The following is a 12,853-nucleotide window of genomic DNA, read 5'->3' as shown; positions in this document are numbered from 1 at the left end:
GGTGTGTCTCCTCCTACACTGGCCCGCTAAGAACAATATAAAATATAATAATACCGCCTAAAATCAAACAGATATAAGCAAGTACAGAAATGATGATAGCAAAAAATCCTTTCAGCTTGTATCTGCTTAAGAGAATCAGACCGATTGCTATTAACAGCAGGATTATTCCAGCAAAGGATATCCACATTTTTATTAAGCCTACTGACATAACCTCACCTCTAAATCGAGCACCTCATAACCTGACAAATTATTATAACACATGATTATTGCCCATCGCACGAAAAGACCTTTTGTTTAAAACGTCCGAAAATATTTCCTGAGATGAAGGAGGGCTAACTTCATCTCAGATTGACTAAATAACACCCACAACAACTCTATCCATGAATGCTTGTGCGATTTATTTTATGCAAGATTTTCCGTATTTGCATCCTCAACTTGCCCAGTTCTTATTACTTTTTAAATAGTTGATTCAGTGATTGCATATCTGCTGGCATTTTATTTTTCGTAATAGATTGTACAATTTTGTCTTCTTTTTCTTTGGAAATTGGTTTGTTTGCCAATTTTGACAGCCTGCGTACCAAATCCCGAACGGTTTTTTCATCGGAAAAGTTCGCGTTTTTGACCGAATCAGCCACTTTATATACTTCGTTGGGATCGATGTTAGCTTTTTGGTTTAGTTTGTCAAAGAGACTCTTTTGAAAATTGCTCACTAGCTTCCCTCCTTGCAATTTAATTCATCATATTATATGCAAGGTAAGGGGGAAAGTGAGTGGATATTAGGCTAGTTTAATCCGTATTGGACGAATATCGATTACTTAACAATACAGCCAAATCATCCATTTCATCCCGTTTTGTCCGATTCATTAATTGGTCAACCACATCTTTTGGTTTGGCATCTTCAAACAATATTTTATGAATACCAGCAGTTATTGGCATTTCAATTTCTTGTTTTTGGGCAAATTGATAGGCAGCTTTTGCCGTTCTGACCCCTTCGACAACCATTCCCATCTGACTTAATACCTGGTCGAGCTTGTTTCCTTTTCCCAATAGATTTCCGGCTCGCCAATTCCTGCTGTGTACACTTGTACAAGTTACGATTAAATCCCCTACACCAGGTAATCCAAGGAAAGTTAACGGATTGGCACCAAGTGAAGCCCCAAGCCGGGCAATTTCTGCTAATCCTCTGGTAATGAGCGCTGCTTTTGCATTGTCTCCATATCCCAACCCATCCGAAATTCCTGCACCAAGGGCGATGATATTTTTTAGAGCGCCGCCAAGCTCAACCCCAATTACATCCGTGCTGGTATACACACGAAATGTATCACTCATAAACAGGTCTTGGGCCACACATGCATTTTTTTCATTTAATGACGAAACAGTAACTGTTGTTGGTTGCCGTTTTGCAACTTCTTCGGCATGACTCGGTCCGGAAAGCACAACAATATCGTCATTTTTGTACTGGGACATTTCTTCGGCTATCATTTCGGAAACACGTTTCAGGCTCTCTGGTTCAATCCCTTTCGATGCATGAATGAGGGTAACTTTTTCCTCCAATAGTGTATCCAATTGGCTGCATACTTCCCGGATCGCTTTCGTTGGAACGACTAGAATAATGGCAGATACATCTTGTATTGCCTGTTGTAAATCATGATACGCTATTATTTTTTCCGGAATCATAATTTCCAGATACTTTTCATTCTTATGGGTTGTATTAATCGCATCCGCCTGTTCCTTGCGATGCGTCCATAACCGTACATCATGTCCTTTATCTGCAAGTACAATACTTAATGCGGTGCCCCAACTTCCGGCACCTAGTACAGCAACTTTTGCCAAAATAGTTCTCCTCCTATTGCCTTTTTCGTGCAAAAATTTTTATCGGTGTACCAACAAATCCAAACGCATCCCTGATCTTGTTTTCCAAAAAACGTTTATAGGAAAAATGCATTAACTCCGGATCATTGACAAACACAACAAAAGCGGGTGGTTTCGCTGCCACTTGTGTTGTATAAAGAACTTTCAGCCGTTTCCCTTTTATAGTTGGCGTTGGGTTCATTGCCAAGGCATCCATAATAACATCATTCAAAACATTGGTTGGCACCCGTTTGGCATGGTTTTCACTCGCCAGATTGATGGCAGGTAACAGTGTATGCAATCGCTTTTTCGTCTTAGCAGACAAGAAAACAATTGGCGCATAATCCAAAAATTGAAAATGTGCCCTGACCTTTGTTTCAAACTCTTTCATTGCCTTCTCATCTGATTTTACAGTATCCCATTTATTAACAACGATCACAATAGCTCGTCCAGCATCATGGGCATAACCGGCAACCTTCTTGTCTTGCTCACGGATACCTGTTTCTGCATCAATAAGTACTAAAACAACGTCTGATCGTTCAATTGCCTTTAATGCTCGTAACACACTGTATTTTTCCGTTGTTTCGTATACTTTCCCGCGCTTTCTTATTCCAGCTGTATCAATAATGACGTATTCCTGGTCGTCTTTGCGCAATTTGGTATCAATGGCGTCTCTTGTCGTGCCCTCTATTTCACTGACGATTACCCTATCCTCATTTAAAATAGCGTTTACCAATGATGACTTTCCAACGTTCGGACGGCCAATTACACTAAAATGGATCGTATCTTCGTTTTCATCAACTAATTCCCGTTCTGGAAACAGCTCAACGACTGCATCCAGCATATCACCAAGACCAAGTCCATGCGCACCGGAAATTGGATATGGTTCGCCAAATCCAAGGGAATAAAATTCGTAAATTTGTTCCCGCATTTCCGGGTTATCTACTTTATTTACCGCCAGAACAACCGGTTTGTTTGACTTATATAATATTTTAGCTACTTCTTCATCAGCAGCTGTAATTCCTTCACGTCCATTTACCAAAAAGATGATGACGTCTGCTTCCTCGATCGCCACTTCCGCTTGTTGGCGCATCTTTACCAGTAATGGTTCATCTCCAACTTCAATTCCACCGGTATCAATAATATTAAATGTTGATGTTAACCATTCTCCTTCTGCATAAATACGATCTCTTGTAACTCCTGGAATGTCTTCTACGATTGATATACGCTCGCCAACCAGCCGATTAAAGATGGTTGATTTTCCGACATTTGGTCTGCCTACAATTGCAATAACAGATTTCCTCATGAAAGGAACATCCTTTCTACACTTTCTACTGTTTCGGGAAAGATTCCCTGTTACAGCTTTATTAATTCTAGCAAAAGCACACACTAATCACAACATATTTCCTGTCGAACTCGTAGTCATCCATTTAATGTTTTGTGTACTTTATGCTTTTTAACAGTTGGCCGTGAGAATGTTTGGGCAAAAGCGTATAAGACAGTTTTTCCTTTATGCAATATTTCAAGAACAGTAAGAAGCATCAAAAATGTCATTAACATATCAAAAAATGCCGTATCCCCGATGGGTTCCCGAATCGTATACCTCACTAAAACAACACTATGATATATTTCTCCAAAAGTAATTCCGAATAATCCAATTGCCAATTTGTGTTCGAATGATTTGATTAGCACAGAAATGATAGTAACCAGTACAAGGGGGATAAGTATCATTCGTGGCAAAAACATCCATATCGGCGTGATTTGTTCCCAAAATAGAATACCAGTATAAGCAAGACAAAGGGTAAATGCGGAAAATAACAGGTAAAGTGACTGAGCGATAGTATGAAAAAAAACAAGTGAAACGAACAGAATTAAAAATGAAAAAGTAACCTTATATTCTCCAATTTCCCATGTCATATTTGAACCGCAAATTAACAATAGCAACACACAGGCAAAATACGTTCGTTTTCGTCCTTTCCGCATAAAGAACGTAACTATGATCCATAATATCCAAGAAAACCATAAAAATATTAATCCGTCTGTCAATGAACTCACCACCCTTAGTATTATAACTACTATGGCGGTTTCTTAAACAAAAAAGTTCCTCACGACATCCATGAGGAACTTTTATTTTTTTATTTAAGTTTTACTTACTTATATTTATTCAATTTATCACCAATCATATCACCGAGCTGGAAACTGGATTGATCATCGTCTTTCTCATATTGCTTATAATCGTCTGTGGCTTGTTGCTCTTCCAAGTCTTTAATACTTAGTGATATGCGTTCTTCTGTTTCATTAACATCAAGGACTTTAACCTTGACCGTTTGACCTTCTTCCAATACCTCCTGTGGTGTACCAATGTGACGATTGGCGATTTGGGAAATATGCACTAAGCCCTCTACACCTGGTAACACTTCAACAAACGCGCCAAAGTTTACCAGCCGCTTCACTGTACCTTCGAGAACGTCACCTTTGGAAATGCGTTCTTCTATATTTTCCCACGGGCCAGGCAATGTAGCTTTCCGCGACAGTGAAATGCGTTCATTGTCACGATCGACAGCCAATACCTCGACCTTAATTTTATCGCCCTCTGATACAACATCTGATGCCTTATTAACATGTTCATGAGCAAGCTGGGATATATGGACAAGGCCATCAATTCCGCCAAGATCAACAAATACACCGAAACTCGTAATTCGCTGTACGGTTCCTTCCAGCACTTGACCCGCTTCCAATGATTGTAATAATTGCTGTTTTCTCGCAGTCTGCTCATCCTCCACGACAGCGCGGTGGGATAAAATAACCCGGTTTTGTTCTTTGTCCAGATCAACAATTTTCACGGTTATTGGCTGATGAAGATATTCTGAAAAATCCTCTACATAATAAGTTTCTACAAGTGAGGCAGGAATAAATCCGCGCAGACCAATATCAACGACTAAGCCACCTTTGACAACTTCTTTAACCTCTGTTTCTATAATATCGCCATTTTGATATTTGGTTTCCAAAGTGTCCCAAGCCTTGTCCGCATCTACTGCACGCTTCGATAAGACTACCTCATCATCCTCTACTTTCTTTACCTTCAATTGCAGTTCATCGCCTTCTTTAACCACATCGCCTGTTGTTTCTACATGAAGGTTGGACAGCTCACTAATCGGAACAATCCCTTCTGTTTTATATCCAATGTCGACCAAAACCTGTTTTTCCTCTACCTTTATAACGGTCCCGGTCACAACATCGCCTATCGAAACTTCGGTTAACTCATGATTTGATTCACTCATCATATTGCCTCCTTAAGATACACAGCCAACTAAATAATAAAATATTCTTTTTTCTAACTTCTAACAGTTATATTTATTTGTCAAGTAAAGTAGATTCATGCTGATCTTTTAACAATTTGATTTCGGCCATAATTGCTTCCGCACATTCTTTGGCGGAACTCTTGCTGTTACGGTAAGCTTCTATATTCATTGGTTTTCCGTATATAACCGTTTGTTTGTGAAACGGTTTATATGGCCCGGAAATGAAGCATGGAACAATTGTCGCATTGGAACGTAAAGCAAAAAACCCAGCGCCTGCTAATGGCTCGCCCAATTCCCCGGTCTTACTCCTTGTCCCTTCAGGAAAGAGCCCCAGTGTATGACCTTCTTTAAGGATATTTAGCCCTTTTCGCAATGCGTTACGGTCGCTCATTCCTCTTTTCACCGGGAAGGCATGAAACGCTGATAATAACTTGTTCAAAAAACGTTTGTTGAATAATTCCCCTTTTGCCATAAAATAAATCTCTCGGGGTGAGGTGATTCCGACTACCGGGGGATCCAAATTGGATATATGATTACTGCAAATGATCACAGGACCTGAACTTGGTACATTATTTTTACCGATTACGTGGATGCGATACAAAGGAAAAAAGATAAGCGATACAATGACCTTTGCAAAATGATAAAAGCTCATAATTCATCCATCCATTTCAACTGATTACTTTTTTGACCTGATCCAATATAAGCGCTGCCACTTCCCTGATTGACAATGATGTCGTATCTACTTCAACAGCATCTTTTGCCTTGACTAGTGGCGCCGTCTCCCGTTTTGAATCAATCAGATCCCGTTGTTCTATTTCCTTTTTCAGTTCATCCAAATCCGAATGAAAGCCTTTTTCTTCGTTTTCTTTATACCTGCGTCTTGCTCGTTCTTCCACTGTTGCCAAAAGAAATATTTTCACTTCGGCATCCGGCAATACATGGGTGCCGATATCCCGCCCATCCATTACCACCCCGCCTGTTGCGGCAAGTTCCTGCTGCCGTTTGACCATTTCTTTGCGTATACTTGGATGTTTGGCTACATAGGAAACTTGATTGGTAATTGGCAACGAGCGAATTTCCGATGTGACATCTTCACCATCTACTAAAACGCTTTGTCCTCCTTCTGCCTGCATGAGCACAATTTCAGTATGTATTAACAGCTCGGACAAACGTATTTCGTCATCAACAGGGACGTCTTCTCGTAATGCCTTCAGCGTTAAAGCGCGGTACATGGCACCTGTATCAATATAAATATAACTAAGCTTACGAGCGACAATTCTCGCCACGGTGCTTTTTCCCGCTGCAGCAGGCCCGTCAATTGCTATTCTGATTTGTTCCTTCATTAATGTTACTCATTCCTCTCATTACCCAGTAATACATAATAACCCATTCAAGCCCAAAAGACATGAAAAGAAAAACACTATAGAAATAATAACATAATTATATCAAAAGCGGAAGTGCCCGGATAGCGACGTACAAACTGGAAGGATTCTGACGAGATAAAGGAAACATGCCCCTGCAAAAGGGGTATGCCGACGTTGGCCGCAAAGGCCGTTCTTAGTCGGCCTTCCTTTAACTTACGAACCGATGTTGACTTATCGGAGGAAGAATTCTGAAGTTTGCTAGTCGCTGGGCACTGGAGCTGGACGATCAAAAGCGGAAGTGCCCGGATAGCGACAATGATTACCCACGATTACCTGTAAATGAAAAGGGAGGGGCGTTTTGCCCATCCCCGAATGTCATGCATATTTCAGTTCCGTTCCACCCATTTTTTCTACTTTCTCCTCGCTGCCATCCATTGCATTAATAAAAATGCGGTATGTTTCATTACCAAGTACACCAAGGAATTCGTACGTTAATACCTCGTCACCCGAATCATTATCAATCACCGCCAAATGTTCTTCGTTAATCTTTACTTCCGGGTTGACTTTTGCTTTAGCTTCATCTTTCGTAATGTTAGGTTTGGCTATATCCCGATCGGTATGGTTCATGTAGTATTCTCTTGCGGTTAAGCCTAATATATCTCCCTTATCCAGTCCCACTTTCACCTGAACTGCATCAGAATAAACCCGGACACCATCGTCATCATAAAGAAAAGAATAGACACCAACATTATCATATTGACTGCTTTGGAAAAATTTCATATGATCAAAACCATATTTTTTTAAGTTGGCTTCAGCCTTTTTTAAGCCATCATTGAGGCTCAGTTTTTGTTCTCCCACTGGACGGTCGACAACAAGTGAAATAGGTTTTCCCCCTTGTTCTGATATATCCATATAAGAAGATTTGTCGCCATCTTTAGAGGATATACTGTAGAACGGTATATCTGCACCTTTACCACTTTTGGTTAGCGTGACATCATCGTCATTTGAAATCTGCAAAAGTGACCTGGCACGCTTTAATGCCTCGTTTTTTGAGATTTTATTCCCATTCAGAAATTTATATTGATGTTCCTGTGATGACTTTCCGGTTGGTGCAGTATTCAGGTTGCTTTCTGAGAACCCTTCTGATTTTTTCTCGACAGTTTTCAGTCCATCAATGATTGTGTTATCCGATTTGGCTTTATCAGATGCCAAGGCGAGCTGTACGTCCATCCAACGAAGATTATTATTGAGGACAACGTGTTGTACTTGGCGCAATTCATTCGTGATATCACCCGATTGTTTATATAATGTCTCCAACTTTTTTGTTTCCTGATCGGTCAGCGGCTTTTTATCTAAATCCCTAACCGCTGTTTTATAGGTAAAATCACCAATATTGGACAGAAACTCCTCTGTCTTATTAAATGGAAGCAACGACAATGGCAGTTGTCCAACATCAGATAGTGCGTTTGATGAGAGACGCCAAATTTCGGCTAATTGCGGAGATAATGTTCCCCTGGAGTTCATCGCAAGTGCCGTGCCGATCTTGTCATTTAATAAATCCATATTGTATGAGAGGTCGTGAAATGAGCGTTGATAGGTATTCTCTGCTTGCATAAGAACTGCATTTTTATCACGATGCTCCTGATAACCCCAAATTCCAACTCCAACCAAGCCAACTGCCAATACGGTAATTAATATCCATCGAGTCATGTCTATCACACCTTTCTATTTACAAAATATGTGCTTACCAATTTGTTTGATTTGCGGTCTGGACCAAATCCAGGCAGATGTAGCTGTTGCTGGATTGAAATAATATAGTGCATTTCCTGTTGGATCCCAGCCATTGATTGCATCCAGTGTTGCTCTTTTTGCTGTTTCGTTTGGTGTTAACCAAATTTGTCCGTCCGCAACGGCTGTAAAGGCCAATGGTTCAAAGATAACACCGGAAACTGTATTCGGGAAATTCGGACTTTCCACCCGGTTTAATATTACTGCTGCAACAGCAACCTGACCGACATACGACTCTCCACGTGATTCACCATATACCGCATTAGCGATTAATTTAATATCATTTTGCGAAAAACCTTGGGGTACGTTAACCGAAGTTGTTGTGTTGCTTTGCTTATTCGTGTTATTTCCACCGCCTTGATTGGCAGCCGCCTGTCCGTTCCCCATTTGTTTAAGTATGCGTTGTTTATCATACTTCGTTGCCTTAACTAGCTTTTGCTTTAATTTCGGACCCGCAAGCCCATCTACCTTCATCCCGAATTCCTGTTGAAAATTTCGTAATGCCCAATATGTTCCCCACCCAAAAACTCCATCAATCTTCCCCTTATAGAAACCAATGTATTGCAATCTGGCCTGAAGCTCGATAACATCGTCTCCTGTTGCACCTTTTTGAATAACTTGGTCACTAAAAGCATGTACAGTTTTTGGGGGGTGTGATGCCTGGAGTCCTACGGAAAAGAAACATATGATAATAAATAATAGGAACATTTTTTTACAGGTCATACTTTTTCCTCCTACCTTGCATTGATGAACCTATTTTTTGATTTAACATCCTTTTTATTCATTTATGTTGCAACCGTTTGGTAAGCGAAATTTTTAAGAGGTATAATACCGTATAAAACGTATGTAGGACGCTGATCTCTCTTCATAACTGTTTCCCATATAATCCAAATTATCGTATGATGGTATTGGGATTGGAATATATAAAGCTTGCGTGATAAGCCGGACTAGTTGAACTAAAAAACTTATTGGTAGGTGATATTTTTGAAACGTATCTTAATCATTCACACTGGAGGGACAATCTCCATGCTGGAAAATAAACAAACGGGTGAGGTTACAACAACAGCGGATCATCCATTAATGAATGTATCAGCCCATTTTAAAGCAGTTGCCGATGTGGATGAGATCATTGCTTTTCAGTTGCCCTCTCCACAAATAACCCCTAAACATATGTTGGATTTGGCCAAATTAATTGATCAAAAAAGCGACTTGTACGATGGTATCGTTGTCACACATGGAACTGACACATTGGAGGAAACAGCATATTTTCTCAACTTGGTTGTGCAAACAAATAAACCAATTATTCTCACAGGTGCGATGCGATCCAGTAACGAAATTGGTTCAGACGCACTTTATAACTTGCTTAGCTCATTAAGGGTTGCGGTAGAAGATGATGCCGCGGGAAAAGGAGTATTGGTGGTAATGAATGATGAGATACACACTGCTGATAATGTGACCAAGACATCAACCAGTAATGTGGCAACATTTCAAAGCCCACAATATGGCCCAATTGGTATCATAACGAAGGATTCGATTATTTTTCATCACACAATTATTACAAGGGAGTTTTTTCCTGTCAAAACGATTATAAAAACGGTTATCTTATTAAAAGCTTATGCCGGCATGGATAGCCAATTAATCAATGCGGTAGCAAACTTGAAACCTGATGGAGTTGTCATTGAAGGGCTTGGCCAAGGAAATCTGCCAAAAGAGGTAATACCCTCCCTGCAAACCATGATAGCTGAAGGAATACCTGTGGCACTTGTTTCAAGATGCTATCAGGGGATTGTCCAGCCAACGTACAGCTATGACGGCGGAGGCAAACAGCTTAAAGACATGGGCATTATTTTTGCTAAGGGGTTAAATGGTCCCAAGGCTCGCATAAAATTATTATTGGCACTTGAACAGCAACAGCATGATCTGGACACGTTAAAACGCTGCTTTGAGCAAAAATAAACCGGACATGTATTAAAACCAAAATGGGGATGGCTATTTACTGCCATCCCCATTTTACTTGTCTTAATCTTGTCTGTTTATTTCTTATTCTGGATCGCCTCAGCAATTAATTTGCCGTGATCACGACCATTTTCAATAAAGATAATATTATTATTATACCCTGAAGTGATAACACCAGCGACATAAATTCCCGGAATATTAGTTTCCATTGTTTGCTCATTGAAGTAAGGCCGACCGTCTTCCTCATTAATATAAATGCCGGTATTTTTAAGAAATTGGTGGTCTGGTCGATAGCCGGTCATTGCAAAAACGTAATCATTCTTAATCTGTTTTGTTTCACCGTTTACGGTATAGACAACAGCATCATCCTTAATTTCGTTCACCTGTGCATTGAATTCCATCGTTACAATATTTTTCCGTATTAATGAATCAAAATCAGGCAGGATCCATGGCTTGATGCTCTTTGAGTAAGAACTGCCCCGATATAAAACAGTAATCCGGGCTCCCGCTTTATGAAGTTCCATTGTCGCGTCAACAGCTGAGTTTTTCCCACCGATCACAACCACATCTTTATTAAAATACGGATGTCCTTCCTTAAAATAATGCACAACCTTTTGCTTTTCTTCTCCCGGAACGTTCAGCCAATTGGGATGATCATAATAGCCTGAAGCGATGATCACATTTTCTGCCTGATATTCCTGTATTTCTTGCGTTTCGCCAGTTGTCTTTTGCGATTTCACGAAAAATGTGTCATCTTGTTTTTCTATCTCTATTACCTTTTCGTAAGGATTGATTCTTATTTTTTCCCGCTCGGCTACCGTACGATAATAGGTTAAAGCTTCCATTCTAACGGGTTTTTGCTTTTCTGTAATAAACATCCGATCGCCAATTTCCAAACGATCACTTGTACTAAAAAAGGTTTGGTGTGTCGGGAAATTATAGATGGTATTAACAATATTTTCTTTTTCAATGATAAGCGGTATAATGTTTTTTCTTTGTAATTCAATTGCAGCTGATAGACCACAAGGACCGCCACCTACAATAATCGTATGCTCCATTTGCATCGTACGCACTTCCCTTTCTAACTTATAAACATAAAAAAACTCTTACCATACAAATATACATGATAAGAGTTTTTCCGTCATTCAATTCGATTTTTTCGCACCCAACCGGTCGCCTGCGCTTTTGCACTTACACCCAGCCGCGGAATCTGGCTGCTTCTGCCATTTTTCGTACGCCGATCATGTATGCTGCCAACCGCATATCTACGCGTCTTGTTTGTGCTGTATTATAAATAGCATTAAATGATTTCACCATAATATTTTCCAGTTTTTCTTCAATTTCTTCCTCTGGCCAATAATAGCCTTGGTTGTTCTGTACCCATTCAAAATAGGAAACAGTCACACCGCCTGCGGATGACAGTACATCCGGTACCAGTAATTTACCACGATCAGTCAAAATTTTAGTACCCTCTAATGTTGTTGGACCGTTCGCGGCTTCAACGACAATATCTGCTTTAATATTATGCGCATTTTCCGCTGTAATTTGGTTTTCAACTGCGGCAGGTACAAGGATATCACAATCCAATTCCAACAATTCCTTATTGGTAATCGTGTTATTAAATAATTTTGTCACCGTACCAAAGCTGTCCCGGCGATCCAATAAATAATCGATATCCAAACCATCCGGATCATGAAGTGCGCCATATGCATCAGAGATACCAACCACTTTTGCACCGGCATCATGCAGAAATTTGGATAAAAAGCTGCCTGCATTACCGAATCCCTGAACAACTACCCTTGCCCCGTTTACATCAATGCCCCGTTTTTTTGCTGCTTCATTGATAACAATTGTAACGCCTTTTGCAGTTGCAGAGTCTCTTCCGTGCGAGCCGCCGAGAACGATTGGTTTACCTGTAATAAATCCTGGACTATTAAATTCATCAATGCGACTGTATTCATCCATCATCCATGCCATAATTTGTGAGTTTGTAAACACATCCGGAGCAGGAATGTCCTTATTCGGACCAACAATCTGACTAATTGCCCGAACATAGCCACGACTTAGCCCTTCCAATTCACGAAAGGACATCTCACGAGGATCACAGATGATTCCACCTTTACCACCACCATATGGCAAATCAACGATACCTGCTTTTAAACTCATCCAAATGGACAGCGCCTTGACTTCTGTCTCCGTCACGTCCGGATGGAAGCGAACACCGCCTTTGGTTGGACCAACAGCATCGTTATGTTGCGCGCGATAACCGGTAAAAATTTTGATGGAGCCATCGTCCATTCTAACAGGTATTCTCACTGTCAACATTCGCATTGGTTCCTTTAATAATTCAAATACCTCATCAGGGTAACCCAACTTATCCAACGCATTTTTTACAACAGTTCGGGTTGAATTTAATACGTCCATTTTCTCGTTTGTTTGATTTCCGGAAGAATCTGCTGCTTTATCGGCTACCATGAATTTACCTCCTATAATATCCATCCATTTTTATATAATAGCTGTACTCAGAGATTAGTATACACCTTCATAGTAAATATGCAATAAAATATAGTTATTTCCTCTCAAAGCAATGGA

At 40.2% G+C, this 12,853-nt stretch carries 13 protein-coding genes; 1 reads left to right on the top strand and 12 read right to left on the bottom strand.

From position 1 onward, the window contains the following. Positions 1 to 13 precede the first annotated feature (13 nt). The 10 genes from O2S85_RS09225 to sleB all read right to left on the bottom strand — a co-directional run bounded on the left by O2S85_RS09225 (position 14) and on the right by sleB (position 9,028). Complete coding sequence (locus O2S85_RS09225) at positions 14 to 208, bottom strand: DUF2768 family protein (RefSeq protein WP_269412355.1); 195 nt, start codon at positions 206 to 208, stop codon at positions 14 to 16. 241 nt (positions 209 to 449) lie between these two features. Then, on the bottom strand, positions 450 to 710 hold the full coding sequence (locus O2S85_RS09220) for a stage VI sporulation protein F (RefSeq protein WP_269412354.1): 261 nt from the start codon (positions 708 to 710) through the stop codon (positions 450 to 452). Between the two features lie 76 nt (positions 711 to 786). Next, entirely contained in the window at positions 787 to 1,833 is a 1,047-nt protein-coding gene (locus O2S85_RS09215) for an NAD(P)H-dependent glycerol-3-phosphate dehydrogenase (protein WP_269412353.1), read from the bottom strand. A gap of 13 nt (positions 1,834 to 1,846) precedes the next feature. Next, the gene (der, locus tag O2S85_RS09210) at positions 1,847 to 3,157 is read right to left on the bottom strand and encodes a ribosome biogenesis GTPase Der (protein ID WP_269412352.1); all 1,311 of its coding nucleotides are present in this window, start codon (positions 3,155 to 3,157) and stop codon (positions 1,847 to 1,849) included. A 116-nt stretch (positions 3,158 to 3,273) separates the two neighbouring features. Beyond that, positions 3,274 to 3,906: a YphA family membrane protein gene (locus O2S85_RS09205; protein ID WP_439649444.1), complete on the bottom strand. Its 633-nt coding sequence runs from the start codon at positions 3,904 to 3,906 to the stop codon at positions 3,274 to 3,276. Positions 3,907 to 4,001: 95 nt separating this feature from the next. Continuing rightward, positions 4,002 to 5,132, bottom strand: a complete 1,131-nt coding sequence (gene rpsA, locus O2S85_RS09200) for a 30S ribosomal protein S1 (RefSeq protein WP_269412350.1) — start codon at positions 5,130 to 5,132, stop codon at positions 4,002 to 4,004. A gap of 73 nt (positions 5,133 to 5,205) precedes the next feature. After that, positions 5,206 to 5,805, bottom strand: coding sequence for a lysophospholipid acyltransferase family protein (locus tag O2S85_RS09195; protein WP_269412349.1), 600 nt, complete (start codon positions 5,803 to 5,805; stop codon positions 5,206 to 5,208). A 16-nt stretch (positions 5,806 to 5,821) separates the two neighbouring features. Continuing rightward, on the bottom strand, positions 5,822 to 6,496 hold the full coding sequence (gene cmk / locus O2S85_RS09190) for a (d)CMP kinase (RefSeq protein WP_269412348.1): 675 nt from the start codon (positions 6,494 to 6,496) through the stop codon (positions 5,822 to 5,824). Positions 6,497 to 6,892: 396 nt separating this feature from the next. Continuing rightward, positions 6,893 to 8,227: a germination protein YpeB gene (ypeB, locus tag O2S85_RS09185; RefSeq protein WP_269412347.1), complete on the bottom strand. Its 1,335-nt coding sequence runs from the start codon at positions 8,225 to 8,227 to the stop codon at positions 6,893 to 6,895. A gap of 15 nt (positions 8,228 to 8,242) precedes the next feature. Further along, the gene (gene sleB, locus O2S85_RS09180; protein ID WP_269412346.1) at positions 8,243 to 9,028 is read right to left on the bottom strand and encodes a spore cortex-lytic enzyme; all 786 of its coding nucleotides are present in this window, start codon (positions 9,026 to 9,028) and stop codon (positions 8,243 to 8,245) included. A 261-nt stretch (positions 9,029 to 9,289) separates the two neighbouring features. Here sleB and O2S85_RS09175 point away from each other — a divergent pair, with 261 nt between their 5' ends. Then, positions 9,290 to 10,261, top strand: a complete 972-nt coding sequence (locus O2S85_RS09175; protein WP_269412345.1) for an asparaginase — start codon at positions 9,290 to 9,292, stop codon at positions 10,259 to 10,261. Between the two features lie 77 nt (positions 10,262 to 10,338). On the opposite strand, the gene O2S85_RS09170 is transcribed toward O2S85_RS09175, so the two are convergent. After that, on the bottom strand, positions 10,339 to 11,325 hold the full coding sequence (locus O2S85_RS09170) for a YpdA family putative bacillithiol disulfide reductase (RefSeq protein ID WP_269412344.1): 987 nt from the start codon (positions 11,323 to 11,325) through the stop codon (positions 10,339 to 10,341). A gap of 127 nt (positions 11,326 to 11,452) precedes the next feature. After that, a complete protein-coding gene (locus O2S85_RS09165; protein WP_269412343.1) occupies positions 11,453 to 12,736 on the bottom strand; it encodes a Glu/Leu/Phe/Val family dehydrogenase in 1,284 nt (427 codons plus the stop codon). Positions 12,737 to 12,853 lie beyond the last annotated feature (117 nt).

This window comes from Lentibacillus daqui (genome assembly GCF_027186265.1).
GTDB lineage: Bacteria > Bacillota > Bacilli > Bacillales > Amphibacillaceae > Lentibacillus_C > Lentibacillus_C daqui.
This window is presented reverse-complemented; position numbering and strand designations above follow the sequence as displayed.